Raw genomic sequence first — 25,094 nt, forward strand, 5'->3', positions numbered from 1 at the left:
AGCGAGAAGCAGCCAACCGACATTGATCCAAATCAACGCGCTGTCGGGTGGAACGTATCTAAAGTGCAGCAAGGCGACGGCCCGGATGCCGTCACGATTCCCCACAGCTTCAAGAGACCGAATATGTCGGCCCCTGACGACACGACGTCGCGCGTGCGCCGTAAGCGCATGGAGATTTTCGCCTTCCTGTTCCTGACCGCGATCGTGATGCCCGTGCTCGCGGTCGGGACCGTCGGCAGTTACGGCCTTGGCGTCTGGATCTACCAGATGTTCGCCGGCCCTCCCGGCCCGCCGCCCTCCCCGCATTGATCGGCAACCAGCGAAAGACAGGCATCATGGCTCATGCCACACTCAACCGCCGCGCCTTGATCACCGGCCGGATGCTCAGCGCCGACCGCGTCATCGCGCCGCCGGGCGCCGAGATCGCCAGCATCATCGTGCAGGCGCGGCCCGAACGCCTTGCCGAACTCGAAGCCGAGATTGCCGCGCTGCCCGGCTGCGAGATCCACGGCCGCGACGCGCGCGGAAAGCTCGTCGTCGTGGCTGAAGCGGCGGATGCCGGCAGCCTTGGCACCATGCTCAACACCATCCAGTCGCTGCCGAACGTCTATTCCGCAGCGCTCGTCTTCCACGCCATTGAAACCGCCTGAGTCAGGAAGAGCCATCATGACATCGCCGAAGCTCGACCGCCGCCAGATGCTCAAGCTCGAGGCCGCCGCGATCGCCGCGGCCGCCGCCGGCCTGCCGGCACCGGCGCTCGCCGCCAACCTCGCCGCCGAGCGGAAGGAGAGCGAATTGAAATGGGACAAGGCCGCCTGCCGCTTCTGCGGCACAGGCTGCTCGGTGATGGTCGCGACCAAGGACAACCGCGTCGTCGCCACCCATGGCGACATCAAGGCCGAGGTCAATCGCGGCCTCAACTGCGTTAAGGGCTACTTCCTCTCCAAGATCATGTACGGCCATGACCGGCTGACGCAGCCGATGCTGCGCAAGACGGGCGGCAAGTACGACAAGAACGGCGAGTTCACGCCCGTCACCTGGACCGAAGCCTTCGACATCATGGAGCTGAAGTGGAAGGAGGCGATCAAGAAGCGCGGCCCCAACGGCGTCGCCATGTTCGGCTCCGGCCAGTGGACGATCTGGGAAGGCTATGCGGCCTCAAAACTGTTCAAGGCCGGCTTCCGCACCAACAACATCGACCCCAATGCCCGGCACTGCATGGCCTCGGCGGTCGCCGGCATGATGCGCACCTTCGGCATCGACGAGCCGGCAGGCTGCTACGACGACATCGAGGCGACCGACGCCTTCGTGCTGTGGGGCTCCAACATGGCGGAGATGCATCCGATCCTGTGGACGCGCATCGCCGACCGGCGGCTGTCCGCACCGCATGTCCGCGTCGCCGTGCTCTCCACCTTCGAGCACCGCTCGTTCGACCTCGCCGATATCGGCATGGTGTTCAAGCCGCACACCGACCTGTACATCCTCAACGCCATCGCCAACCACATCATCAAGACCGGTCGCGTCAACAAGGACTTCGTTGCCGCACATACCGTGTTCAAGCGCGGCCAGACCGACGTCGGCTACGGCCTGCGGCCCGAGCATCCGCTGCAGAAGAAGGCGACGGGCGCGGCGAAACCCAACGACGCCACCGACATGAGCTATGACGAATTCGCCAAGTTCGTGTCGGAGTACACGCTGGAGAAAGCCGCCCAAATGTCGGGCGTGCCGCTGAACCGGCTCGAGGCGCTCGCCGAGCTCTACGCCGATCCGAAGACGAAGGTGGTCTCGTTCTGGACCATGGGTTTCAACCAGCACACCCGCGGCGTCTGGTGCAACAACCTCGTCTACAACATCCACCTTTTGACCGGAAAGATCTCCGCGCCCGGCAACAGCCCGTTCTCGCTGACCGGCCAGCCCTCGGCCTGCGGCACCGCGCGCGAGGTCGGCACCTTCTCGCACCGTCTGCCCGCCGACATGGTGGTGACCAACAAGAAGCATCGCGACCACACGGAGCAGATCTGGCAGCTGCCCGAAGGCACCATTCCGGACAAGCCGGGCGCGCACGCCGTGCTGCAAAGCCGGATGCTGAAGGACGGCCTGATCAACGCCTATTGGGTGCAGGTCAACAACAACCTGCAGGCCGGTCCCAATGTCAACGAGGAGATCTATCCAGGCTTCCGCAACCCCGACAATTTCATCGTGGTCTCCGATGCCTATCCAACCGTGACGGCGCTCGCCGCCGATCTGATCCTGCCCACCGCAATGTGGGTGGAGAAGGAAGGCGCCTACGGCAATGCCGAGCGGCGCACCCAGTTCTGGCACCAGCTCGTCCCCGCGCCGGGCGATTCGAAGTCGGATCTCTGGCAACTCATGGAGTTCTCCAAGCGCTTTAGAATCGAGGAGGTCTGGCCCGCGGAGCTGATCGCCAAGAAGCCGGAATATCGCGGCAAGACCCTGTTCGACGTGCTCTACAAGAATGGCCAGGTCGACAAATTCCCGGTCACCGATATCGAGCCGGGCTATGCCAACGACGAATCCAAGGCGTTCGGCTTCTACGTCCACAAGGGCCTGTTCGAGGAATATGCCCAGTTCGGCCGCGGCCATGGCCACGACCTCGCGCCGTTCGACACCTATCACCGGGAGCGCGGCCTGCGCTGGCCCGTCGTCAACGGCCAGGAGACCAAGTGGCGCTTCCGCGAAGGCAGCGACCCCTACGTCAAGCAGGGCACCAACGTGCAGTTCTACGGCCATGCCGACGGCAAGGCCCGCATCTTCGCGCTGCCCTACGAGCCGCCGGCGGAATCGCCCGACAACGAATATCCCTACTGGCTCTCGACCGGCCGCGTGCTGGAGCACTGGCATTCCGGCACCATGACGCGCCGCGTGCCCGAACTGTTCAAGGCTTTTCCAGAAGCGGTCTGCTTCATGCATCCGGACGATGCGCAGGAGGCGAAGCTGCGCCGCGGGGACGAGGTGAAGGTGGTCTCCCGCCGCGGCTTCATCCGCGCCCGCGTCGAGACGCGCGGCCGCGACCGGCCGCCGCGCGGCCTCGTCTTCGTGCCGTGGTTCGACGAATCCAAGCTGATCAACAAGGTGACGCTCGACGCCACCGATCCGATCTCGCTGCAGACCGACTTCAAGAAATGCGCCGTGCGCATCGAGCGGGTGAACATGTCATGATGAAACGATCCGCAATCATCCTGCTCGCCTTCGCGATCGCAGCGGGCACGAGCTCGCTGACGGCGCAGACGGTGAGCTCCGGCCTGCGCGGCCCGACCCCGCTCAACGACGAGGGCCCGGCGCCGCCGATGCTGCCGAACCGCAACACCTCCGAGAAGGAGGTGCGCAACTATCCGGAGCAGCCGCCCGTCATCCCGCATAATATCGACGGCTACCAGGTCGACCTCAACGGCAACAAATGCCTGTCCTGCCATGCACGGGCGCGCACGGCGGAGTCGCAGGCGCCGATGGTGTCGATCACGCACTTCATGGATCGCGACGGCCAGTTCCTGGCCTCGGTCTCGCCGCGCCGCTTCTTCTGCACCGAATGCCACGTGCCGCAGAACACCGCCAATCCTCCGGTCAGCAACGATTTCACCGACATCGACACGCTGCTGTCACGCGCAAGCCCGGGTGGCCGCAGATGACGACGACTGCCGACGATCCCAACGCGGAGCTGAATGCCAAGCGCGGCGTCATCGCGCGCAGCCGGGCGTTCCTGCTCGAGCTGTGGCAGGTGCTGACCCGGCCGAGCTCGGTGTTCGCGCTCGGCACCCTGGTGCTGGCCGGTTTCGTCGCCGGAGTGATCTTCTGGGGCGGCTTCAACACCGCGCTGGAGATCACCAACACCGAGAAGTTCTGCACCGGCTGCCACGAGATGAAGGACAATGTCTACGCCGAGCTGAAGTCGACCGTCCACTTCACCAACCGCTCCGGCGTGCGCGCGACCTGCCCGGACTGCCACGTGCCGCACAACTGGACCGACAAGATCGCGCGAAAGATGCAGGCCTCCAAGGAGGTCTGGGGCAAGATCTTCGGCACGATCGACACCCGCGAGAAATTCCAGGATCACCGGCTCGAGCTCGCCGCGCACGAATGGGCGCGCTTCAAGGCCAACGACTCGCTGGAATGCCGCAACTGCCACAGCGCCGATTCCATGGACATCACCAAGCAATCGCCGCGGGCCTCGGTGGCGCACCAGCGCTTCCTCTTCACCAAGGAAAAGACCTGCATCGACTGCCACAAGGGCATCGCCCACCAGCTGCCCGACATGCGCGGCGTTCCCGGCTGGCAGTAGGGTTTGGCGACGCCTCAGTGAACGCCTCGTCCTTCGAGACGGCTGCTTCGCAGCCTCCTCAGGATGAGGCTCAACGGCATCTTGCCCGCCAAAAATGCCGCCGCGCACTCAGCCCTCATCCTGAGGGCCCGCCAAAGGCGGGCGTCTCGAAGGATGGCGGCCGGGAACGGACTTCAATGCGACGGGCCCGCGCTTGAACCAGCGGGGCGAATGGTTAGTTTTGGGGGAAGGCGAATCGCCTCATTCGCCGCTCCCTCAAGACAGACATGGCCACTTTCACCCCGCATCAGGATGCTGCGCTCAAGGCCGTCGGCGACTGGCTCAAGGCCAAGCCGGGACGGGGCGGCACGCCGCCGGTGTTCCGCCTGTTCGGCTTTGCCGGCACCGGCAAGACCACGTTGGCGCGGCACATCGCCGAGGGCGTCGACGGCGAGGTGAAGTTCGCCGCCTTCACCGGCAAGGCGGCCCTCGTCATGCGCAACAAGGGCTGCGACGGCGCCTCCACCATTCATTCGTTGATCTACCGCGCCCGCGAATCCGGCGAGGAGCAGCCGAGCTTCGAGCTGTGGGACGACGCGCCCGCCTCCAAGGCCAAGCTGATCGTGATCGACGAATGCTCGATGGTCGACGCCGAACTGGGGCGCGACCTGATGTCGTTCGACTGTCCCCTCCTCGTGCTGGGCGATCCCGCGCAGCTGCCGCCGATCCAGGGCGGCGGCTTCTTCACCAATTCCGAGCCGGACGCGATGCTGACCGAGGTGCATCGCCAGGCCCAGGACGATCCGATCGTGCGGATGTCGATGGACGTCCGCGAGGGACGCGAACTCGACATTGGCCGTTACGGCGAGAGCGAGGTCGTCTCGCGCAAGGAGCTCGATCCCGATCGCGTCATGGGCGCCGACCAGATCCTGGTCGGCCGCAACAACACGCGCCGCGCCTACAACATGCGGGTGCGCCAGCGCCAGAACATCGAGGACCAGTTCCCGGTCGCCGGCGACAAGCTGGTGTGCCTGCGCAACAACCGCAAGAAGGGCCTGTTCAATGGCGGCCTGTGGCGCGTCAAGTCGCGCAACACCTCGCGATCGAAATCGCGCATCCTCTCAATGCGGTTGTCGCCGGATGAGGATTTCGGTCACAAGGTGACCAAGGTCTCAGTGCGCGCCGATTGCTTCGAGGGCGGCGTCGAGCAGATCGCTTGGGAGCAGCGCAAGCCCTATGACGAGTTCGACTACGGCTACGTCCTGACCGTGCACAAATCGCAGGGCTCGCAATGGGACGACGTCGTGCTGTTCGACGAGAGCTTTGCGTTCCAGGATTCGCGGGCGCGGTGGCTCTATACCGGCATCACGCGTGCCGCGAAACGGCTGAGCGTGGTGGTATGAAGCTGCCGTAGCGCGGATGAGCGTAGCGATATCCGCCGCTTGTAGCTGCGCTCATCCGCACGGACCCGCACAATGAGCAGCCACGACGAGGTGCGTTCACCGCCCGCTAGGCTTTGTGCTGTATCAGCTTGCGATCTGCCTCGGAGTGGAACGCATGACCTCTCGCGCGACAAAGCCTGATGACCTCGATCGCCGGCTCGATGATGTTGCAGTGAGCCGCCGGAGCTTCCTCAAGTCCGGAAGCGCGGCAGCGGGCCTTGCGCTCTCGACCACAATTCCGGACACCGCTTTTGCATTGCCGGCGCAGGTACGACGCACGGATGCGGGCAAGCCTGTGCGCGTCTCCAAGGAACGGCTCAATACGCTGGCCGCAAAGTTCTATGCCGTCTTCAACGAAGGCAATATCCTGCCAGCTGCCTTTCCCGAACGATATGCGGCACGAAACGACGTGGAGCTGCGGCGCATCGTCACCTTCACGCGCATCCCGGATACCGGAGAACGCGTCAAGGTCAGCGGCCTGCTTGCGGTTCCGGTCGGCGCGCGCGGCACCTTGCCGCTCCTGTCATGGCAGCACGGCACGATCCTCTCCTTCGACCAGGTCCCGTCGAACCTGCTGCGGCTGAAGGACGAAAATTACGAGCTGCGCGACAATGTCGATTCGATCGAGACCCTGTTCAATATTCAGCGCTTCGCCGGCAACGGCTATGCGGTCGTCGCGGCCGATTATGTCGGCAAGGGCCCTTATCGCAACGGTCGGAGCGAAGCCTATGCCGTGAAGGGCGCGACGGTGCAATGCTGCCTCGACATCCTGACGGCAGGGTTGCACGAATTGCGGACACTGAGCCTGCGCCAATCAAACCTGTTCCTGAACGGTTGGTCGCAAGGCGCCTTGAACACGCAGTGGCTGAAACAGGAGCTGCAGCGCCGCGGCATCAAGGTGCGGGCGACCGCCACACAGAGTCCGTTCAATGATCTCGCCGAGAGCTTTCACTATTGGACGAACCCCACGGCCTATATTCCGGCCTCGGAAACCTCCTACCCGATGCCGCCGGCCTGGATCACACCCTGCCTGATCGTCCTGCTCGGCAGCTATCGCCGCTACTACGGGCTGACCGACTTGTTCAAGACGGCGGTCAAGCCCCATATCAAGCCTTCGCGGAGAAATACTGGTCCGATTACAGCCTCGAGGGCGAGATCGCGAAGAGCATTCCGCCCGCCGGCGATTTCCTGGTCGAAGGCTTCTTCGATCGCTTCACCAACGAGACCAACAGCGCATTGCTGCGCCGCCTTGGTGGCAATGGTGCGACGTACTGGCAGTACGATTCCCCGATCAGATTTTACTACGGGCTGGCCGATGAGGCGCTGCATCCCCGGCTGGTGCGGCCCGCAATCGCCGCCGGCGGGCATTTCGCCGCGGGCGTCGCGGTCAATGGCGCAAGCCATCGCGGCACGTTCCTGTCGAGCCTCTATGGCGAAGCGGCCGTTCTGAACGGACACGCGACGGCGTTCGACTGGTTCAATTCGCTGGCGTGAGCGCGGCTATTTCCCCGCGACGAAGTAAAAATCTTCCCGCCCGGGCGGCGACCCATAGGTGAACGGCTGCTGCTCGTGCCTGGTCGCGGCCCAGACGTCGTCGCGGACGATGTCGAACAATTTTCGGATCTCGACCTTCGGCTGCTTGATCTCGCGCGCGAGCGCGGTGGCGAACGGGCTGTTGGGGCTACCATCGCCATCCATCGCGGTCTGGCCGTGCTTGGCGGCGTAGACCACCATGAAGCCCGCACCTGGCTCGATGTTGGAAAAGCCCTTCTCGACCAGCTTCAGCGACAGCGTGCGCTGCATGGCCGGCGCGAACGGATTGTCGCGGCAGGCATCGAGGACCACGAGGCGCACTTTTCGCGCCGCGCCGACCGCGGCGATCACCTGCTCGAGCGCGACGGCCTCGGTCTCGGCGTCCTTGTCGGCGGTGAGCTTGGCGTCGACCGGAACGAGATAGTTCACCCCGCCGATCTCGAAACCATGGCCGGCATAATACACCATGGCCCAATCGGCCTTTTCCGCTTCCTCGGCGAAGGCCTTCAGCGTCTGGAAGAACGCATCGCGGGTGAGGTCCCTGGTGTCCATCACGGTCTGGAAGCCGAGGTCGCGCAGCACGCCCGCGATCAGCTTCGAGTCGCGCGGCGGATTGGGCAACGCATGGACGTTCTTGTAGGCGCCATTGCCGACCACCAGCGCGACGCGACGGCCGGTCGTCGCGCTCGCCGCCTCCTTCGGCGTCAGGGCGGCGAGCCGCTCCTGCGCCATGGCGCGGGCACGCGCAACCTCGGTCTCGTCGAACCTCGTCAGCGAATAGGCGGCGGCGCGATAATCGGCGCGGGCCTGCGCGAGATCCTTCCTGCGCTCGTAGATCTGGCCGCGGCCGGAATGGGCGCGGACATTGTTCGGGTTGATCTGGATGACCGTGTTGTAATCCTTCAGCGCCGCGTCGAGATCGCCCTTCATCATGTTGACGTCGGCGCGGTTGTTGATCGCGAACGCGTTCCTGGGCTGCTTTTCGATCAGGCCATTGCAATCGGCCAGGGCGCGGTCGAACTTGCCCATCATGCCGTAGGTGACGCAGCGGTTGCCGGCGATCTGCGGCGCAGCCGCATCAATCTTCTCGGCCTCGGCGAAATCGGCGATGGCGCCGTCGAAATCCTTCATCAGCGTGCGCGCGCGGGCGCGATTGGTCCAGGCGAGCAGGAATTTCGGCGTGTACTTGACCGACAGGCTGAAATCGTCGATCGCGCTCTGCAGCGCACCGCGGCGTGCGTGGATGACGCCGCGGTTGTTGTAGGGAACGCCATAGGCCGGGCGTTTCCGGAGCGCGAGGTTGTAGTCGGCCATCGCGAGATCCTCCTGCCCGCTCCGCTCATAGGCGAGGCCGCGCAGGTTGAGCGCGACGACGTTGTCGGGATCGAGGTCGATGGCCATGGACAGCGTCTCGATCGCGTGGACATGGTCGCGCTTGTTGAGCAGGACATTGCCACGCGCGGACAGGGCGATCGCCTTGTCCTTGGCGGTGAGGCGATCGGCGCTCAGCAGATTCTCGCAGGCGGCGGCGCGGGCCTGCAGCTCAGCCTGGCGGTCGCGGCACAAAGCGAGATCGTCGCCGGCTCGGGGATCGGCCGCGGCAAAGCAAGTGCCGGCGGCGAGGACGGCCAGGATCAGGAGTACGACGCGCAGCATATTGTCAGGCCAGCTCCAGCCACCATTTGGTCGATCACCGATCGCGCCGGTTCATCTAGCGCGGAGTTCCGCATCCCGCCAAGCCGGCCCGTCGCCGCGTCAGCCGCGTCCTCACGGTCTCGTGTCCGCCCCGGCGTAACAATCTGCGGTACGGCCCGTATCTCGGATGATGCGAAAACGCGGCCGGGCAGGCTGTTCGCCCGGTCCCGACCGCCCTAGACTGTCAGCCCTTCCGAAAGAGGATGCCATGCGCCGAACCGCCCTCGCCACCCTGCTCGCCGCAACCACCGCCCTGACGCTGGCTTTCGTGATGCCGTCGCGGGCCGCGGAGGAGGCGGTCGTGATCCCAGCCCCTACATTGGACGCGGCGCCCGCGAGCGGCGTCCAGACCGCCGTGCTCGCCGGCGGCTGCTTCTGGGGCGTGCAAGGCGTCTTCCAGCACACCGCAGGCGTGGTCAACGCGGTCTCCGGCTATGCCGGCGGCACCAAGGCGACCGCCGATTACAAGACCGTGTCGAGCGGCCGCTCCGGCCATGCCGAGGTGGTCGAGATCAAGTACGACCCGAAGAAGATCTCTTACGGCAAGATCCTGCAGATCTACTTCTCGGTGGTGCACGACCCGACTCAGCTCAACCGCCAGGGTCCCGACGTCGGCCCGCAATATCGCTCGGCCATCTTCACCACGTCGGACGAGCAGAAGAAGGTCGCGGAGGCCTATATTGCCCAGCTCAACGGCGCCAAGGTGTTCAACAAGCCGATCGTGACCAGGGTCGGCGCGCTGGAGGCGTTCTACCCGGCGGAGGCCTATCACCAGGACTATATGACGTTGCACCCGAACCAGCCCTACATCGCCTTCAACGACATCCCGAAGGTCGAGAACCTGAAAAAGCTGTTCGCGGATAACTACATCGAGAAGCCGACGCTGGTGAATGCCGGCAAGGCCACCAACTGATCGCGAGATCCCAAAGCAACGGGAGACCCATGCCCGACACCAAAACGAAAGCGACCGACGACAAGGTCATCAAGAGTGAAGAGCAGTGGCGGCGCGAGCTGACGCCGATGCAATACGCCGTGCTGCGCGAGAAGGCGACCGAGCGTCCCTTCTCGGGCGAATATGAGCACGACCACCGTACCGGCACCTATGTCTGTGCCGGCTGCGGCAATGTGCTGTTCGAGTCGGATGCCAAGTTCGATTCCGGCTGCGGCTGGCCGAGCTTCACCCAGCCCGCGGTCGAGAGCCACATCGACGAGGAGCGGGACACCAGCCACGGCATGATCCGCACCGAGGTGCTCTGCTCCAAATGCAGCGGCCATCTCGGCCACGTCTTCCCCGACGGCCCCGGGCCGACCGGCCTGCGCTACTGCATCAATTCCGCGGCCCTGAAGCTCGAGCCCAAATAACCCAAGCCCGCCGTCGGGTTCCCCCGTGGAACCCGGCGGCGCGATGTGCTTTTCTGCTCTGGCGGTGCGGCCGATCATCGCATTTCGGTGGCCGCCAGGGAGGATGCCATGGCGCTTGGGACCATCCTGATCATCCTGGTGATCATCTATCTCGTCGGCGGCCTGTCCGGCCGGTTCGGCGGCTACGGCTATGGCCTTGGCCATTCCGGCATCGGGATCGGCGGGGTCGTGCTGGTGATCCTGGTCGTGCTGCTGCTTCTTGGCAAAGTTTAAGCCATATAAGTCTTTGAAACATTGATAAGTTTCGTCTCCGCGGGGCTGCCATGCGCTGATTCATCATCTCGCATCGCGGGGGTCGCATTTTTGTCAAATCGGCCTATATTAGAGGGCGACAACGACATGCGGCGGGCCCGCTCGATTGCGGCCCCTGCCCTCCCCAACCCCACGCGCTTAAAGCCCCAGAGAAGATCACGAGGTCTTTGACCATGCGTCCACTGCGTCCGTTCAACTTCAACACCTCCGCCGAGCTCTTCCCCGCCGCCATCCGCAAGAAGAAGCGCGCGGGCTTCACCTATCGGCGGTTCGGCACTGCGGCCGAGGCCGTGCAGTTCGCGATGGAGCAGTTGCCGACGGACTCGCTGAACGGCGCCTATCTCCAGGTCGAGGAAGCGCGCTTCGACCAGAACGGCATCCGCTCGCTGTACGAGAGCGATGCCTTCCCGCTGCCCCGCCGGCCCAAGCCGGCCCCGGCCGCGGAGACCGACGCCGACGCGGCGTAAGCTTTCGCAACAAAGTTCGATGTGCGCAGAAGGCGCGATGGCCGAAAGGTCGTCGCGCCTTTTGTGTTTGGGGGCTTTCTCACCCGCTATCTCTCATCCGTCATTGCGAGCGCAGCGAAGCAATCCAGCGTCCCTCCGCGGAAAGATTCTGGATTGCTTCGCTGCGCTCGCAATGACGACGCAGGGAGATCGAGCGCATTGTCGACCAGTCGGACTCGCGGCGAGCGCTCTCAGCCAGGCTACATCCGCGGCTGCTTTTCCAGCCAGCGCTGGAGCAGGCGGACGTTGCGCGTGTTGGCGCGGAACATGACGTCGAAGGCGTCGCCCGCGAACGGGACGAGGCCGACCACGCCGTCAACCGCGACATTGCCGAGCATGCGCGCCGTGATGTGCCAGGGCGCGCCCAGCGCGCGGGCTTCGCGCACCAGCCACAGCGAGATCGCGGTGGTGATGATGTCGCCGACGACGGGAATCAATCCGATCAGCCCGTCGATGCCGTAGCGGATGTTGGTGCCGGGCAGGATGAAGGCGACGTCGAGCAGCTTGGCGATCGCCTCGAGCCGCGCGATCCGCTGCTCGCGCGTCAGATTGCCGAACGGGCTGCCTTGACCGAACTCGAAACGAAACTCGCGAAATCCCTGCTCCAGGCTTTCCGGCCTGATCTCGTGGCCGTCCTGATCGATGATCGGGCCGCGCGCCTCGTCGCGCGAAAAGCGCGCATGCGAGCCGCTCCCGGAACGGGATTTGCGCGGAGCGAGGATGTCGTCGTCTTGCATGGCCATGGCCTTCAGTGAACGCGCCAGCGCGGCGGAGGTTGCGGCCGCGCCCGAACGCCGCGCGTCAGGTCGGCACCGGCGCGGCTTGCGGCTCCTCGACGTAGCGATGCACCAGCCAGGATGAAATCACCGCCGGCACGAAACCGACGAGCCCGTACAGGATGAACTGCACCGCGCCCGAATCCGGCCCGCGCGAGCTGTGGGTGAGCGAGGCCAGAGCGAAGGCGAACAGGCCGACCAGGAGCATCCGCAAGACCGGCCCAATCCGGCGGATGTGGATCAGGATGTCATCGACTGCGCCGATCATCAGCGCAGGCAAGAACCCGAACAGGTAACTGTATTGGAGCGTCTTGAAGAACACCGCGAACAGCTTGCCGACCTCGCCGAGGTTGGTCTGGGCCCAATAGCCTGACTGGTAGGTCGTCGTCAGCAGCAGCAGGAACCCGCCGATGAATGGGACGACCAGCGCAAATACCAGATAGCGTTTCATCAAGCACCTCACACTCTGCAGGCGTTATAGCAGCGCAGCGGGAACCTTGAACAGCGGGCGCCGGGCTCCTTAAGGGGAACAAGTGGCAAGGCGATGAGTTCATGCTGGACCTGAATTGATCCCTGGCAGACTGGAGCCGCCGATGGCCCGCAAATTTCTCCTGGCGACGATCGCGCTGGCGGCCCTGAGCAGCCTGCCGACGGCACCCGCGCTGGCCCAAGGCCAGATGGGCACGCCGCAGGAGCGGCAGGCTTGCACGCGCGATGCGCAGCGCTTCTGCCGCAAGGACCTCGGCAATGACGGCGCGGTGCAGAGTTGCCTGCAAGCCAACCGGGCCAAGCTGTCGAAGTCCTGCAGCAAGGTGTTTCAGAGCCACGGCATGTGAGGACGGACCCATACCCGCGAACGGAGAGTGACGCCATGTTGCACGACGAAGAGCTCTCGATCCTGCGGGACATCAGCCAGTCCGTTGCCTTTGCCGACGACCGGCAGGGCAAGATGGGGCAATTGATCGCCGACGGCTACGTGATGAAGGACGGCGATCTGTTCGAGCTGACGCCCAAGGGCGTTACCGCTGTCGAGGAGCACGCCGCCGCTCTCGGCGCGAGCGATGAGGAACAAGCGTCTCCGATCGGCTGATCCGATCGCGCGACGTGACTGGCGTGCAACAATTGCGAATTCCTTTGTGCCGGCCATTGCGGGCGCGTGACAATGGCGCATACTTCGCTCGGGCGGCGCAGCACTTTCGATTCGAGCATCAAGAAGTCGAGCGACCACACGCGGGATCGAAGCTCCCGATGTGAAGGCTGCGACATGCGGCAGATCAAGCCGCGTGCGGCGCCCCAAAACCAAGCGGCTCAAGCCTTAAGGGAACTCGGGGATCCATTCCACATGACACGCCTTCAGACCATCGCTTCGCTCTTCGCAGTCGCCACCACCTTCGCTCTCCAGACCTCACCCAGTCTCGCCTTCACGCAAGAAGCCCAGCAGATGTGCTCGGGTGACGCCATGCGGCTGTGCTCCAGCGAGATTCCCGACATCCCGCGGATCACCGCCTGCATGGTGCGGAACAAGGCGCAGGTCAGCCCCGGCTGCCGCGCCGTGATGGACCGCCAGCACGCCGCCGCCGCGGCATCGCGCAAGCGGGAAGCCGCGGCGCAGTAGACCTCTCGGACGTCATTCCGGGGCGTGCGAAGCACGAGCCCGGAATCCATCGGGCGGCATGTGACGCGGTGAAATGGATTCCGGGTTCGCGCTATGCGCGCCCCGGAATGACAGAAGAGCCTTAATCGCCCCACTGCGCGAAGGCGTCGTTGAAGGCGCGCTCGCCGGGGGCGCCCTTCTCGATGGCGATGATGGCACGGCGCTGGTTGGCGTAGACCAGCGGCACGTCGAACCAGGAGCGCTCCTTCAGGAGCTGGACGTTGCGGGCGCGGTCGGCGTCGACATTGGAGAGGCCGACCAGGAAGAAGCCGTCGGTGACCTTGACCGCGAGGCCGGCGAGCGGCGTGCCGCGGGCCTGCTCGTTCGACTTCATCAAGATGCCCGGCACGTTGGAGACGCTGCCGCCGGGGAAATCCTGCGGCAGGATGAAGGTCAGCTCCGCCGTGTGGCTCGCCGGCAACGAGGAATCGGTGTTGCGGCGGAACGACATCGTCATCTTGAACTTGCGGTCGGGAATCTCGATGTCGGCGCGCACGGCGACGTCGGCCTTCTGGTTGCCCGAGGCCTTGATCGGCTCGAGCCGCCACACCACCGAGCCGACATATTGCTTGCCCTTCGGATCGGACGGATCCTCGTCGTAGAGCACGACCTTCTGCGCCACCGGCGCGACCGGCTGGTCCGCCGAGGGCTGACCGACGCGATCGGGAATCTTGGGCTTGCTCTGCGGCTGCGCCGGCGTCGTCGGCGTGTCAGCAACTTGCGTCGCGGACGGCTTGAGAAAGCCGTTGACGATTTGGACCAGTTGCTTGCCCCAGAGAATGCCGGCGCCGACCAGGATGAGCACGATGCCGACGGCAATCGCGCTCTTGAACGGAAAGGCGGAGCCGGTGCGGGCGCGCTTCTTGACGTCGCGATCGGGGGCGATGCGCGGACGCGGCGACGGCGGCTGCGGCGCGTAGCGCTCGGCCTCCTCGATCGACTCGTCGTAGGAATAGGGCGCTTCGGTCTCGCCGGCGCGGTTTTCCAGGCTCGGCTCCAGCCGGTCGAATTCCGGCGAGGGCGAGGGCACGTTGGCGTAGGTGCGGCGCGCGGCGCGGCTGGCCTGCGCGGCAGCACCGCCGAGATCGTTGGCGTCGGCCGTGATGTCGCGGAAGCCGCGATCGCCAGGGTGGGCGCGGGGCGTCGAAACGGGGCGCGCGCGGCGGCCGCGGGGCCTCGCCTTGATCATCAACGTTGAAGGACGGGCGGTCGGCGCGCGGCGGCGTCGGGGCCGGACGCGTGCGCGGCGGAGCCGCAGCCGGGCTCGCCTCGGTGGCACGGGTGCTGGCGCGGCGGAAGGCATCGCCACTCGAGCCGGAGCGGGCGGCGCCACCGGGACGCGAGGCCTCGCGGGCCCGCTGGGCGGCCTCCGATTCGACCTTGCGGACGGCCTCCTCGAGCGACAGCCGTTCCCGGGTGATCTCGGATTCGGAGAGCGGCGGCTGCACGCTGCGCAGCTGCGCGATCAGGGCCGTGCGCGCCCGTTCATAGAGCGCGCGACGGCTTTCGCCGGGAGCGTTGGGGTCCAGGGCGGCAATAGCGCGGGCGATCAGCGGATAGTAATCAGCCATTTCTACTCAACTATACGCGCGTCCCGGTAAGATATCGTTAAGCCTCAAACGGATTTTGCACCAGGATAGTATCTTCGCGTTCCGGGCTGGTGGAAAGCAGCGCGACCGGACATCCCACCAATTCCTCGATCCGCCGGACATATTTGATGGCCTGCGCCGGCAGGTCGGCCCAGGACCGCGCATTGGCGGTCGGCTCCTTCCAGCCCTCGATGGTCTCGTAGATCGGCTCGACCCGGCTTTGCGCGCCCTCGCCGGCCGGGAAATGGTCGATCTCCTTGCCGTCGAGCCTGTAGCCGGTGCAGACCTCGATCGAATCGAAGCCGTCGAGGATGTCGAGCTTGGTCAGCGCCAGGCCGTTGATGCCGCAGGTCCGGACCGCCTGGCGGACCAGCACGGCGTCGAACCAGCCGCAGCGGCGCGGACGGCCGGTATTGGTGCCGAACTCGCGGCCGCGCTCGCCGATCTTGCGGCCGATCTCGTTGTCCTGCTCGGTCGGGAACGGGCCCTGGCCGACGCGGGTCGTGTAGGCCTTGCACAGGCCGAGCACGTAGCCGACCGCGCCTGGCCCGAGGCCGGCGCCGGTCGCGGCCTGCGCCGCCACCGTGTTGGACGAGGTGACGTAGGGATAGGTGCCGTGGTCGACGTCGAGCAGCGCGCCTTGCGCGCCCTCGAACAACATGCGCTTGCCGGCGCGCCGCTCGATATCGAGCAGCCGCCAGACCGTCTCGGCATAGGGCAGCAGCTGCGGCGCCATCGCCATCAGCTCCTTCAGGATCACCGCGCCGTCGAATTCCGGTAGGTTGAGGCCGCGGCGCAGCGCGTTGTGGTGCGCCAGCAGGCGGTCGATCTTGTGTGGCAGCGTCTGATGATCGGCCAGATCCATCAGGCGGATGGCACGGCGGCCGACCTTGTCTTCATAGGCCGGCCCGATGCCGCGGCGGGTGGTGCCGATCGCGGTGGCGGCGCTGGCGGATTCGCGGTGCGCGTCGAGCTCGCGGTGCAGCGGCAGGATCAACGTGACGTTTTCCGCGACACGCAGGTTGTCGGGGCCGACATCGACGTCCTGCGACCTGAGCCTGGCGACCTCGTCGAGAAAGGCGGCGGGATCGAACACCACGCCGTTGCCGATCACCGACAGCTTGCCCTCGCGCAGCACGCCGGAGGGCAGGAGCGCGAGCTTGTAGGTCTTGCCGTTGATCACCAGCGTGTGGCCGGCATTGTGGCCGCCCTGGAAGCGGACGACGATATCCGCCTGCTCCGACAACCAGTCGACGATCTTGCCCTTCCCTTCGTCGCCCCATTGGGCGCCGACGACGACAACATTGGCCATTCGCGGGTAATCCTGTTCAATCTGTCTCTAGAAGGCATGATCCTCGCGGAAAACCGGTGCCCACTCTTCCGGGATCACGCCTGCGCCCAGCCCAATCGGCAGCCGGAGCCGCCCGCACGCAAGGCAGCCAACCGGATAAAGGAAGCAGCCCTTCTAGGCAAGCAAGAACGGGGCTTTTTCGGGGTCCAACGTCCGGTCCAAGCCCTTGATATCCGCGGAAAATCCCGGGCCCTGGCGGGCCGGCGCAGGCGGCTTCGACCAAAGCGGGAGAGGCTGCCTTCGCCGCCAGCATGGTCGCGATGCGCCCGTCCCCGTTGATGCAACCTGGTTTTCCGTGTCTTTGGACCTGCCGGGTGATCAGCCGGCCCGGACCTCGCCGGGCCGGAGGGCTCGGCGTACTCGACGCGGGGCTCAACCATCACAATGTCCGCCACCGGCCAGACCACGCCCGCGGAAACATCCGGCCACAGCTGGATCGCCAACCAGCCTTACCTGCTGCTCAGCATCACCGCGCTGTGCTGGGCCGGCAACGCCATCGTCGGGCGGCTCGCTGCCGGCCACATTCCGCCGGTGACGCTGTCGTTCCTGCGCTGGTTCTTTGCCTTCCTGCTGGTGCTGCCGTTCGCCTTCAAGCACCTCGTGCAGGACTGGCCGGCGATCCGCGGCAAGCTCGGCCTGATGGTCACGCTCTCGGTCACCGGCATCGGCGCCTTCAACACGCTGCAATATTGGGCGCTGGAGCACACCCAGGCGCTCAACACGCTGCTGCTGCAGTCGGCCGCGCCGCTGCTGGTGGCGTTGTGGTCGCTGGTCATCCTCGGCATTCGTCTCACCGCCGCGCAGGCCTTCGGCGTGCTGCTGTCGATGTGCGGCGTGCTGACCATCCTGCTGCACGGCGATTTCACCACGCTGTCGAGCATCGACTTCAACAAGGGCGACCTGATCTTCCTGCTCGCGCTCCTGATCTTCGCGCTCTATTCGGTGCTGTCACTGAGGCGGCCGCCGATGCACGGCCTCTCGTTCCTCGCCTTCACCTTCGGCTGCGGCGCCGCCTGTCTCATTCCGCTGGAGATCTGGGAACTGTCCGCTCGCCCGGTGATGAAGCTCGACGGGCCGAACCTCCTGACCCTGTTCTACGTCGCCGTCTTTCCCTCGACGCTCGCCTATCTCTGCTTCAATCGCGGCGTGCGCCTGATTGGCGCCAACCGCGCCGCACCGTTCTTCCACGTCGTGCCGGTGTTCGGCTCGATCATGGCGATGGCGTTTCTGGGCGAGCACCCGCAGGCGTTCCACTTCATCGGTTTCGCATTGGTGCTGGCGGGCGTGTTCGCGGCGTCGCGAAAGCAGGCAAGTTAGGCGGCTTCATCGAAGCGCTCGCTGCACTTCCCTTCTCCCTTGCGGGAGAAGGTGGCGCGAAGCGCCGGATGAGGGGTTGTCTCCGCGCATTCAATTGGGAGTGGACTCGCGGAGAGAGACCCCTCACCCGTCTCGCCGCTACGCGGCGAGCCACCCTCTCCCACAAGGGGAGAGGGGAAAAGTGCACGCGCTGCTACTTCGTCTTGAACTTGCTGTACGCCTCGCTCGTCGCAATGATCACGTGCTCGGCGCAGCCGTTGACGCGATGCGGATCGGCTTCGCGCTCGTAGGCTTGCGAGGTCATCATGTCGAGAAAGGCCGAGACGGACGGGTAATGGACCAGCGCGACGAAGTCCCAATCGTTGCCCGCGTGCGGACCGAGTGCGACCGCCTTGCCTTCACCGGTCCAGAGCAGCGTGCCGCCGCGCGCCTTGATCATCGGCACCGTGATCGCGCTGTAGCGCAAGTATGCGTCCCAGCCCGACCCGTCGCCATCGAGCGAGCGCGCGTGGAAGCGCATCAGGTTCAGCATCACCACCGGCGCATTCGGATCGAGCCGCTCCAGGCCCTCGATGTTCAACATATTGACCGCCAATGGCACCTCCTTAGGGCTCGGCTGCATTGTAGCATTGCGGCGCTGTGACTTGTGCCATCGCGGCAATCGGGCGCAAGTTGTATCCAACGCCCATGACGACCGCTTCGCCCGCGCCACCGGCCGCCAATCCGGCCAGCTGGCTCAACAACCAGCCTTATCTGCTGCTCAGCCTTAGCTCGCTGTTCTGGGCCGGCAACATCGTGCTCGCGCGCCATGTCGGGGCGCATGTGCCGCCGCTGACGATCACCACGATCCGCTGGTTCGGCGTGTTCCTGATCCTGTTGCCGTTCGCCTGGCCGCATCTGAAGCGCGACTGGCCTGCGTTGCGCAAGAGCATGCCCCTGATGCTGTTCCTGTCGCTGGTCGGCTTTGCCTTCAACAACGCGATCTCGTACTGGGCGCTGCAATACACCGAGGCGCTGAATGCGCTGCTGATCCAGTCGGCGGGTCCGCTGTTCGTGGCGCTGTGGTCGCTGGTGCTGTTCGGCGTGCGGCTGACCGGCGCGCAGCTCGGCGGCATCGCGATCTCGCTGCTCGGCGTGCTGATCATCATCCTGCGCGGCGACCTCGCGGCGCTGGCAAGCATCAGCTTCAACAGGGGCGACATCATGTTCGCCTCCTCGCTGGTGGCGTTCGGGCTCTACTCGGCCTTCATCCCGCGCCGGCCGAAGATCCACCAGCTCTCCTTCCTGTCCTTCACCACCTGCTGCGGCGCGACGATGCTGCTGCCGACGGCGATCTGGGAGGCGGCGACCGGCCGCGTGCTGCAATTCGACGCGACCACGCTGGCGACACTGGGCTACATCCTGATCTTCCCCTCCACACTCGCCTATCTCTTCTTCAACCGCGGCGTGGCGCTGATCGGGCCGAACCGGGCGGCGCCGTTCTTCCATCTGGTGCCGGTGTTCGGCTCGGCGCTGGCGATAGTGCTGCTGGGCGAGAAGCTGCAGCCGTTCCACCTAATCGGCTACGCGCTGGTGCTCGCCGGAGTCGTGCTTGCATCGCGGCGGGGCTCGGCGATGACATAATTCCGCGCGACGGACGCGGTCACGACCTATAGCCATCTTCCGATTCCCCTTTGGACAAGCTAGGTTCCCCGCCAACCAAAAAGAGGGAACGACCGACATGATTTCAGGGCTGATTCGAAACCTGCGGACCGTCGCCGCGGCCGCGCTATGCCTCACGGCAGCATCCACCGCTCACGCCGACACCTATCCCAGCCGCAACATCACGCTGGTGCTGCCCTTCGCGGCCGGCAGCGGCACCGACACCACGACGCGGCTGATTTCGCAGCATCTGTCGCAGGCGCTCGGCGTTCCCATCGTGATCGAGAACAAGGCGGGGGCCAACGGTATGCTTGCCGCGACCTATGTCGCGAAGGCTGCTCCCGACGGCTACACGCTGCTGGTGACGACCAACACGACGCATTCGGCCAATCCCTATCTGCTCAAGAGCCTCACTTACGATCCGGTCAAGGATTTCACCCCGATTGCCCGCACCGGCGATCTGCCCTTCATGCTGGTCATCAATCCCGAGGTGCCGGCCAAGACGGTCGGAGAGCTGGTGGCCTATGGCAAGGCCAATCCGGGCAAGCTGAGCTACGCCTCGGGCTCCTCGGCGGCGATCGTATCGGGCGCGACCTTCGCGCACAATGCCGGGCTCGACCTGCTGCACGTGCCCTACAAGAGTTCGCCGCCGGCGCTCAACGACGTCATGGGCGGCCGCGTGTCGATGATGTTCGTCGACATCCTGACCGGCCTGCCCCATGTCAACGGCAACGCGCTGCGCGCGCTCGCCGTCACCACCAAGAACCGGACGCCGCTGGTGCCACACCTGCCCTCGATGCAGGAGGCCGGCGTGCCGGACTTCGACATCACGTCCTGGCAGGGCTATTTCGGCCCGGCCGGCATGCCGAAGGAGATCGTGACCCGGCTCAACACCGAGATCCGCAAGATCATCGAGAACCCGGAGATCAAGGCCAAGCTCGCCACGCTCGGCATGGACGCTTTTTCCGGCACGCCGGAGCAGCTCGGCACCTTCGTGAACGAGCAGCTGGTGCTGTGGGAGAAGCTGATCGCCAACGCGAAGATCGAGAAGCAGTAGTACGGTCTCGTAGGGTGGGCAAAGCGCAGCGTGCCCACCGCGGAGTCTCCGCGAACTCAAAAATAAAAAGGTGGGCACGACGCTTCGCGTCTTTGCCCACCCTACGAATTCAGCGCAAGAATTTACGCCGCGCGGACCTTGGCGAGGAAGCCATCGACGGCATCGCGCAGCGCGCCGGACTGGGTGTCCAGCTCGCGGGCGTTGGTGAGCACATCGCTGGCCGCGCTGCCGGTCGCTTCGGCGGCCGAGGTGACGCTGCCGATATGGGCGTTGATCTCGCTCGAGCCGGCCGCGACCGACTGGATGTTGCGGGCGATCTCGCGCGTCGCCTCGCCCTGCTGCTCGATCGATGCGGAAATGCCGGCGGTGATCTCGCTCATCTCGGCGATCGTCTGGGTGATGCCGGAGATGGCCGACACCGCATCGCTGGTCGAGGTCTGCATCGCCGCGACCTGGGCGGAGATCTCCTCGGTCGCCTTCGCGGTCTGGTTGGCGAGCGCCTTGACCTCGGAGGCGACCACGGCGAAGCCGCGGCCGGACTCGCCGGCACGCGCCGCCTCGATGGTGGCGTTGAGCGCGAGCAGGTTGGTCTGCGCCGCGATCGAGTGAATGAGCTTGACCACCTCGCCGATCTTCTCGGCACCGGTGGAGAGCTCCTGCACCGTGGCGTTGGTGCGCTCGGCATCGCTGACGGCACGGCTCGCAACTTCAGTCGAGCGCGTCACCTGGCGGGAGATTTCCGCAACCGAGCTCGACAGCTCTTCGGCGGCGGCCGCAACGGTGCCAACATTGCCGGACGCCTTCTGCGAGGCGGCACCGACGGTCGCCGCGCGCGAGGAGGCATCGCTGGCGGTCGCGGTCATCGATTGCGCCGTGGTCTGCATGCCGGCTGCGGCCGAGGAGACCGAGCGGACGATGCCGTTGACGCTGCGCTCGAAATCGTTGGCGATCTCCTCCATGGCGCTGCGGCGATCCGCCGCGGCGCGTTCCTTGGCGTCCGCGTCGGTCTTCTCGAGGTCGCGGATGCGGATCGCGTTGTCCTTGAAGATCTGCACGGTCGATGCCATCGCGCCGATCTCGTCGCCACGACCGACGCCGGGGATGTCGCCTTCGAGCTTGCCGTCGGCCAGCTCCCGCATCCGGGTGCCGAGCAGCCCGAGCGGAGCACTGATGCTGCGGCCGATCATCCAGGCGACGCTGCCGGCAACGATGACGATGCCGAGCACCGCCAGGCCGAGCAGCCAGTAGACCGGACCCATCTTGGCGTCGATGTCATCCAGATAGGCGCCGGTGCCGAGATACATATCGAAGCCGGGGACCGCGACCGCGTAACCGATCTTGCGGATCGGCGTTTCCTGGCCGGGCTTCATATATTCATAGTGAAGCAGGATCTCGCCGTTGGCCTTGACGCCGTTCATCAATTCCAGCGACAGCTTGCGGCCGTTGGTCACGACGTCCATTCGGTTGGTGCCGATCACCTTCGGATCGGGCGCAAGCTGGGTGAGACCGTCATAGGACGTGCCGAACAGGTAGCCGGCACCCTTGTCATAGGTCATCGCGTTGCCGTAGCGGCGAAGCTCGGCCATAGCGGCGTCCTTCGTCATTTCGCCGGCATCGACGCGCTTCTTCAACGCGGCGGCATAGTTGCGCGCCAGCTCGACGATCGCCTTGGCCTGGTCGATGCGCGCATTCACCATCTCGCGCTTCATCAGATAGCCAGCGAGAACTCCGGAGATGCAGAGGCCGAACAGCGTGACTCCAACGAGAATGCCAAGCTTCGGGGCGATCTTCAGATTGCTCAACTTCACGGGGTTAGCTCCGGCAATATTGGGGTGCGGGCGCATGTCGAGATCGATCAAATTCGAATCAAGTCTTAGTGGCGGAGCCCTTAGCAAGTTACTTACGCACCTCCGTAGAAGCCCGGGGCTTGCACGGAAAAACGGAAATATACCTCGCCCGCAACAACCGTGAATTGTACGCACTTGCCCGAATTTCGCGTAAAAGACGCAAAGGCCCGCTCGTCGAGGCGGACCACGACAAGAAACCAAATCGGGAGCAGATAATGCCGAAATACAGGGTGGTGACGCCGAAGGGTGCGAGCTTCACGGTCGCCGGCAGCGATTATTCCTATGAGCGCGAGGCGCTCGATCCGATCGATGCCGAGATCGTCGAGGCGCCCGCCGACGAGGCCGGGTTCATCGCCGCCGCGAAGAACGCCGACGCGATCTACGCCAAGGGCATCCCGATCACCAAGTCGATCATCGACGCGCTCGAGAGCTGCAAGGTGATCACGCTCGGCTCGGTCGGCGTCGACAGTGTCGACGTCAAGGCCGCCACGGCCCGCGGCATTCCGGTCACCAACATTCCTGACACCTTCATCGAGGAGGTCGCCGACCACGCCATGATGCTGCTGCTCGCCGGCTTCCGCCGCCTGGTCGAGCAGGACCGCATGGTGCGCGACGGCCGCTGGGCCGAGGGCCGGCCGGCGCTGCTGAAAATCCCGAGGCTGATGGGCCAGACGCTCGGCTTCATCTCGTTCGGCCGGGTTGCGCGTGCGGTCGCGAGACGCGCCGCGCCTTTCGGCCTGCGCATGATGGCCTACGATCCCTTCATCCAGGAAACGCTGATGTACGAACACGGCGTGATCCCGGCGACGCTGAACGAGGTGCTGTCGCAATCCGACTTCGTCTCGATGCATGCCCCGGCGCGGCCCGAGGTGCATCACATGCTGACCGAGAAGCACTTCCGACAGATGAAGAAAGGCTCGATCTTCATCAACACCGGCCGCGGTGCCACCGTGGACGAGGAGAGCCTGATCAAGGCGCTGCAGGAGGGCTGGATCGCGCACGCCGCTCTCGACGTGCTGGAAAAGGAGCCGCCCTCGCACAACAATCCCCTGCTCGGCATGGAGAACGTGACCCTGACCGCCCATGTCGCCTCGGCCTCGGCACGGTTCGACGAGGCGCGCAAGCGCCGGGTGGGCTACGAATTGTCACTGGTGCTCCAGGGCATGTGGCCGGTAAGCTGCGTCAATCCGTCGGTGCTGCAGAACACCGCGCTCCGCCGCTGGCAGCCCGTCAGCATGGACCGCGGGCCGAACAGCTAGGCGGGCGGCGCGAAGGCGCCAAGGACCAAACGGCCCCTTCACCGGCGATCAACGCCGGGAAGGGAGACATCATAGGGAGGTACTGATGAGGAACGACATCACACGTCGTGATGCCTTGGCGCTGGGCCTGTCCGCTGCAACGCTCGCGGCCACCGGTGCTGCAGCGCAAACGTCCGCTATCAAGGCTGCCGACGTCCCGGCACCCAAGCGCGAGATCGAAAAGGGCGCGTCCTTGCGCATGCTGCGCCCGGTGCGCTTCGTCCAGGCGGACGAGGACGTGTTCCGCGCCAATGCGGCAAAGTTCACCAAGGACACCGGGGTCGAGGTCAAGGTCGACTTCGTCGGCTGGGAGGACATCAACCAGCAGACCGCGGTGACCTCGAATTCCGGCGCCGGCCCCGACATCATCATCGGCTTCTCCGACGCGCCTCACATCTACATCGACAAGCTGATCGAGCTCACCGACGTCGCCGACTATCTCGGCAAGAAGTACGGCGGCTGGCTGCCGCTGGCGCAACGCTACGGCAAGAAGAACAAGAGCGAGTCCTGGATCGGACTGCCGTTCGGCGCCACCGCAGGTCCCCTGATCTACCGCAAGTCGGTCCTGCAATCGGTCGGCTTCGACAAGGTTCCGGAAGATCATGCCGGCGTGCTCGACCTCTGCCGCAAGCTGCAAAAGGCCGGCAAGCCGGCCGGCTTCGCACTCGGCAACGCCAAGGGCGACGGCAACGGCTTCGCCAACTGGGCGCTGTGGTCGCACAACGCCTCGCTGCTCGACGAGGAGGGCAACGTCACCATCAACAGCAAGGAGACGATCGCCGCACTCAACTGGGTCAAGGAGCTGTATCCGACCTTCATCGCCGGCACGCCGTCCTGGAATGACGTCAGCAACAACCGCGCCTATTCCTCGCAGGAGATCGCGCTGACGGCCAACGGCGTCTCACTGTACTTCTCGCTGAAGAACGACCCGGCCACCAAGTCCATCGCCGAGGACAGCGAGCATCAGCTGCTGCCCAAGGGCCTCGCCAAGGTCTCGCCGATGGCGGGCCTGACATTGAACGCCATGGTGTTCAAGCACAGCCCGTACCCCAATGCCGCCAAGGCCTTCCTGCAGTACATGCTGGAGAAGGACCAATACGAGCCGTGGCTCAATGCCAATTCGGGCTACTGGTCGCAGCCGCTGGCCGCCTATGCCGAGGCTGCCGTGTGGTCGCAGGATCCGAAGGTGAGCCTGTTCAAGAACACGATGAACAGCACTTACTATGACGGCTACAAGGGGCCGATCTCGACGGCCACCGGCGCAGTCAGCGCCGATTACGTGCTGATTCAGATGTGCGCGTCCGTCGCCACCGGAGCCGCCACGCCGGAAGCCGCGGCTGCGGAAGCCGAGCAGCGCTGCAAACGCTACTTCCGGCGGCAGCGGTAGAGCGCGACGACGACAGAGCCGCCGTCATTGCGAGGAGCACTTGCGACGAAG

The 25,094-nt window shown here is 65.2% G+C and carries 25 protein-coding genes and 1 pseudogene; 19 read left to right on the plus strand and 7 right to left on the minus strand.

The window, feature by feature from the left end; genetic code table 11:
- Positions 1–123: 123 nt before the first annotated feature.
- The 7 genes from napE (at position 124) to I6F16_RS12980 (ending at position 7,168) form a co-directional block, all read left to right on the plus strand.
- Entirely contained in the window at positions 124–309 is a 186-nt protein-coding gene (napE, locus tag I6F16_RS12950; RefSeq protein WP_018318384.1) for a periplasmic nitrate reductase, NapE protein, read from the plus strand.
- 26 nt (positions 310–335) lie between these two features.
- A complete protein-coding gene (locus I6F16_RS12955) occupies positions 336–650 on the plus strand; it encodes a chaperone NapD (protein ID WP_225114797.1) in 315 nt (104 codons plus the stop codon).
- A gap of 16 nt (positions 651–666) precedes the next feature.
- The gene (gene napA, locus I6F16_RS12960) at positions 667–3,180 is read left to right on the plus strand and encodes a nitrate reductase catalytic subunit NapA (RefSeq protein ID WP_225114798.1); all 2,514 of its coding nucleotides are present in this window, start codon (positions 667–669) and stop codon (positions 3,178–3,180) included.
- Positions 3,177–3,647 (plus strand): nitrate reductase cytochrome c-type subunit, encoded by a 471-nt coding sequence (locus I6F16_RS12965; RefSeq protein WP_036022095.1) that lies wholly within the window; start codon positions 3,177–3,179, stop codon positions 3,645–3,647. The genes napA and I6F16_RS12965 overlap by 4 nt, the downstream gene beginning before the upstream one ends.
- Positions 3,644–4,297, plus strand: coding sequence for a NapC/NirT family cytochrome c (locus tag I6F16_RS12970; protein ID WP_035998932.1), 654 nt, complete (start codon positions 3,644–3,646; stop codon positions 4,295–4,297). The genes I6F16_RS12965 and I6F16_RS12970 overlap by 4 nt, the downstream gene beginning before the upstream one ends.
- A gap of 266 nt (positions 4,298–4,563) precedes the next feature.
- On the plus strand, positions 4,564–5,679 hold the full coding sequence (locus I6F16_RS12975) for an ATP-dependent RecD-like DNA helicase (RefSeq protein WP_035998929.1): 1,116 nt from the start codon (positions 4,564–4,566) through the stop codon (positions 5,677–5,679).
- Positions 5,680–5,833: 154 nt separating this feature from the next.
- Entirely contained in the window at positions 5,834–7,168 is a 1,335-nt protein-coding gene (locus I6F16_RS12980) for a lipase family protein (protein WP_225173806.1), read from the plus strand.
- A 50-nt stretch (positions 7,169–7,218) separates the two neighbouring features.
- On the opposite strand, the gene I6F16_RS12985 is transcribed toward I6F16_RS12980, so the two are convergent.
- Complete coding sequence (locus I6F16_RS12985; RefSeq protein WP_225114800.1) at positions 7,219–8,907, minus strand: caspase family protein; 1,689 nt, start codon at positions 8,905–8,907, stop codon at positions 7,219–7,221.
- Between the two features lie 247 nt (positions 8,908–9,154).
- Between I6F16_RS12985 and msrA the strand changes: the two genes are divergently transcribed.
- The 4 genes from msrA (at position 9,155) to I6F16_RS13005 (ending at position 11,087) form a co-directional block, all read left to right on the plus strand.
- On the plus strand, positions 9,155–9,859 hold the full coding sequence (gene msrA, locus I6F16_RS12990) for a peptide-methionine (S)-S-oxide reductase MsrA (RefSeq protein ID WP_225114801.1): 705 nt from the start codon (positions 9,155–9,157) through the stop codon (positions 9,857–9,859).
- 29 nt (positions 9,860–9,888) lie between these two features.
- On the plus strand, positions 9,889–10,308 hold the full coding sequence (gene msrB, locus I6F16_RS12995; RefSeq protein WP_225114802.1) for a peptide-methionine (R)-S-oxide reductase MsrB: 420 nt from the start codon (positions 9,889–9,891) through the stop codon (positions 10,306–10,308).
- A gap of 108 nt (positions 10,309–10,416) precedes the next feature.
- Complete coding sequence (locus tag I6F16_RS13000) at positions 10,417–10,581, plus strand: DUF3309 family protein (protein WP_035998916.1); 165 nt, start codon at positions 10,417–10,419, stop codon at positions 10,579–10,581.
- Positions 10,582–10,793: 212 nt separating this feature from the next.
- Positions 10,794–11,087, plus strand: a complete 294-nt coding sequence (locus tag I6F16_RS13005; protein WP_024337713.1) for a hypothetical protein — start codon at positions 10,794–10,796, stop codon at positions 11,085–11,087.
- Between the two features lie 239 nt (positions 11,088–11,326).
- On the opposite strand, the gene I6F16_RS13010 is transcribed toward I6F16_RS13005, so the two are convergent.
- A complete protein-coding gene (locus I6F16_RS13010) occupies positions 11,327–11,869 on the minus strand; it encodes a DUF4112 domain-containing protein (protein WP_157288095.1) in 543 nt (180 codons plus the stop codon).
- Positions 11,870–11,927: 58 nt separating this feature from the next.
- On the minus strand, positions 11,928–12,353 hold the full coding sequence (locus tag I6F16_RS13015) for a DUF5413 family protein (RefSeq protein ID WP_035998913.1): 426 nt from the start codon (positions 12,351–12,353) through the stop codon (positions 11,928–11,930).
- Positions 12,354–12,495: 142 nt separating this feature from the next.
- On the opposite strand from I6F16_RS13015, the gene I6F16_RS13020 reads away from it, so the two are divergent.
- The 3 genes from I6F16_RS13020 to I6F16_RS13030 all read left to right on the plus strand — a co-directional run bounded on the left by I6F16_RS13020 (position 12,496) and on the right by I6F16_RS13030 (position 13,517).
- Complete coding sequence (locus tag I6F16_RS13020) at positions 12,496–12,738, plus strand: hypothetical protein (protein ID WP_225115171.1); 243 nt, start codon at positions 12,496–12,498, stop codon at positions 12,736–12,738.
- A gap of 35 nt (positions 12,739–12,773) precedes the next feature.
- A complete protein-coding gene (locus I6F16_RS13025) occupies positions 12,774–12,992 on the plus strand; it encodes a hypothetical protein (protein ID WP_192893089.1) in 219 nt (72 codons plus the stop codon).
- Between the two features lie 252 nt (positions 12,993–13,244).
- Positions 13,245–13,517, plus strand: a complete 273-nt coding sequence (locus tag I6F16_RS13030; RefSeq protein ID WP_035998968.1) for a hypothetical protein — start codon at positions 13,245–13,247, stop codon at positions 13,515–13,517.
- Between the two features lie 121 nt (positions 13,518–13,638).
- On the opposite strand, the pseudogene I6F16_RS13035 reads toward I6F16_RS13030, so the two are convergent.
- Positions 13,639–15,127, minus strand: a pseudogene (locus I6F16_RS13035) (hypothetical protein).
- A gap of 37 nt (positions 15,128–15,164) precedes the next feature.
- Positions 15,165–16,457 (minus strand): adenylosuccinate synthase, encoded by a 1,293-nt coding sequence (locus I6F16_RS13040; RefSeq protein ID WP_225112907.1) that lies wholly within the window; start codon positions 16,455–16,457, stop codon positions 15,165–15,167.
- A 423-nt stretch (positions 16,458–16,880) separates the two neighbouring features.
- Between I6F16_RS13040 and I6F16_RS13045 the strand changes: the two genes are divergently transcribed.
- Entirely contained in the window at positions 16,881–17,813 is a 933-nt protein-coding gene (locus tag I6F16_RS13045) for a DMT family transporter (protein WP_035998893.1), read from the plus strand.
- Between the two features lie 193 nt (positions 17,814–18,006).
- Here the strand turns inward: I6F16_RS13045 and I6F16_RS13050 are convergent, their stop codons facing one another.
- Positions 18,007–18,408 (minus strand): DUF1330 domain-containing protein, encoded by a 402-nt coding sequence (locus I6F16_RS13050; protein WP_036022067.1) that lies wholly within the window; start codon positions 18,406–18,408, stop codon positions 18,007–18,009.
- Between the two features lie 92 nt (positions 18,409–18,500).
- Here I6F16_RS13050 and I6F16_RS13055 point away from each other — a divergent pair, with 92 nt between their 5' ends.
- Together I6F16_RS13055 and I6F16_RS13060 are read left to right on the plus strand one after the other, a co-directional pair.
- The gene (locus tag I6F16_RS13055; RefSeq protein ID WP_225112908.1) at positions 18,501–19,436 is read left to right on the plus strand and encodes a DMT family transporter; all 936 of its coding nucleotides are present in this window, start codon (positions 18,501–18,503) and stop codon (positions 19,434–19,436) included.
- A gap of 97 nt (positions 19,437–19,533) precedes the next feature.
- On the plus strand, positions 19,534–20,511 hold the full coding sequence (locus I6F16_RS13060) for a tripartite tricarboxylate transporter substrate binding protein (RefSeq protein ID WP_035998887.1): 978 nt from the start codon (positions 19,534–19,536) through the stop codon (positions 20,509–20,511).
- A 122-nt stretch (positions 20,512–20,633) separates the two neighbouring features.
- On the opposite strand, the gene I6F16_RS13065 is transcribed toward I6F16_RS13060, so the two are convergent.
- On the minus strand, positions 20,634–22,319 hold the full coding sequence (locus I6F16_RS13065; protein WP_035998883.1) for a methyl-accepting chemotaxis protein: 1,686 nt from the start codon (positions 22,317–22,319) through the stop codon (positions 20,634–20,636).
- A 254-nt stretch (positions 22,320–22,573) separates the two neighbouring features.
- Here I6F16_RS13065 and I6F16_RS13070 point away from each other — a divergent pair, with 254 nt between their 5' ends.
- Both I6F16_RS13070 and I6F16_RS13075 read left to right on the plus strand, forming a co-directional pair.
- On the plus strand, positions 22,574–23,617 hold the full coding sequence (locus I6F16_RS13070) for a C-terminal binding protein (RefSeq protein WP_057028021.1): 1,044 nt from the start codon (positions 22,574–22,576) through the stop codon (positions 23,615–23,617).
- Between the two features lie 85 nt (positions 23,618–23,702).
- Complete coding sequence (locus I6F16_RS13075) at positions 23,703–25,043, plus strand: extracellular solute-binding protein (protein ID WP_225112909.1); 1,341 nt, start codon at positions 23,703–23,705, stop codon at positions 25,041–25,043.
- Positions 25,044–25,094: the final 51 nt, after the last annotated feature.

Source organism: Bradyrhizobium sp. IC4060 (assembly GCF_020193715.1).
GTDB classification, from domain to species: Bacteria; Pseudomonadota; Alphaproteobacteria; order Rhizobiales; family Xanthobacteraceae; genus Bradyrhizobium; species Bradyrhizobium yuanmingense.

Coding starts and splice junctions, on each gene's coding strand:
- napE (WP_018318384.1), top strand. CDS start 124: ATGTCGGCCCCTGACGACACGACGTCGCGCGTGCGCCGTAAGCGCATG.
- I6F16_RS12955 (WP_225114797.1), top strand. CDS start 336: ATGGCTCATGCCACACTCAACCGCCGCGCCTTGATCACCGGCCGGATG.
- napA (WP_225114798.1), top strand. CDS start 667: ATGACATCGCCGAAGCTCGACCGCCGCCAGATGCTCAAGCTCGAGGCC.
- I6F16_RS12965 (WP_036022095.1), top strand. CDS start 3,177: ATGATGAAACGATCCGCAATCATCCTGCTCGCCTTCGCGATCGCAGCG.
- I6F16_RS12970 (WP_035998932.1), top strand. CDS start 3,644: ATGACGACGACTGCCGACGATCCCAACGCGGAGCTGAATGCCAAGCGC.
- I6F16_RS12975 (WP_035998929.1), top strand. CDS start 4,564: ATGGCCACTTTCACCCCGCATCAGGATGCTGCGCTCAAGGCCGTCGGC.
- I6F16_RS12980 (WP_225173806.1), top strand. CDS start 5,834: ATGACCTCTCGCGCGACAAAGCCTGATGACCTCGATCGCCGGCTCGAT.
- I6F16_RS12985 (WP_225114800.1), bottom strand. CDS start 8,907: ATGCTGCGCGTCGTACTCCTGATCCTGGCCGTCCTCGCCGCCGGCACT.
- msrA (WP_225114801.1), top strand. CDS start 9,155: ATGCGCCGAACCGCCCTCGCCACCCTGCTCGCCGCAACCACCGCCCTG.
- msrB (WP_225114802.1), top strand. CDS start 9,889: ATGCCCGACACCAAAACGAAAGCGACCGACGACAAGGTCATCAAGAGT.
- I6F16_RS13000 (WP_035998916.1), top strand. CDS start 10,417: ATGGCGCTTGGGACCATCCTGATCATCCTGGTGATCATCTATCTCGTC.
- I6F16_RS13005 (WP_024337713.1), top strand. CDS start 10,794: ATGCGTCCACTGCGTCCGTTCAACTTCAACACCTCCGCCGAGCTCTTC.
- I6F16_RS13010 (WP_157288095.1), bottom strand. CDS start 11,869: ATGGCCATGCAAGACGACGACATCCTCGCTCCGCGCAAATCCCGTTCC.
- I6F16_RS13015 (WP_035998913.1), bottom strand. CDS start 12,353: ATGAAACGCTATCTGGTATTTGCGCTGGTCGTCCCATTCATCGGCGGG.
- I6F16_RS13020 (WP_225115171.1), top strand. CDS start 12,496: ATGGCCCGCAAATTTCTCCTGGCGACGATCGCGCTGGCGGCCCTGAGC.
- I6F16_RS13025 (WP_192893089.1), top strand. CDS start 12,774: ATGTTGCACGACGAAGAGCTCTCGATCCTGCGGGACATCAGCCAGTCC.
- I6F16_RS13030 (WP_035998968.1), top strand. CDS start 13,245: ATGACACGCCTTCAGACCATCGCTTCGCTCTTCGCAGTCGCCACCACC.
- I6F16_RS13040 (WP_225112907.1), bottom strand. CDS start 16,457: ATGGCCAATGTTGTCGTCGTCGGCGCCCAATGGGGCGACGAAGGGAAG.
- I6F16_RS13045 (WP_035998893.1), top strand. CDS start 16,881: ATGTCCGCCACCGGCCAGACCACGCCCGCGGAAACATCCGGCCACAGC.
- I6F16_RS13055 (WP_225112908.1), top strand. CDS start 18,501: ATGACGACCGCTTCGCCCGCGCCACCGGCCGCCAATCCGGCCAGCTGG.
- I6F16_RS13060 (WP_035998887.1), top strand. CDS start 19,534: ATGATTTCAGGGCTGATTCGAAACCTGCGGACCGTCGCCGCGGCCGCG.
- I6F16_RS13070 (WP_057028021.1), top strand. CDS start 22,574: ATGCCGAAATACAGGGTGGTGACGCCGAAGGGTGCGAGCTTCACGGTC.
- I6F16_RS13075 (WP_225112909.1), top strand. CDS start 23,703: ATGAGGAACGACATCACACGTCGTGATGCCTTGGCGCTGGGCCTGTCC.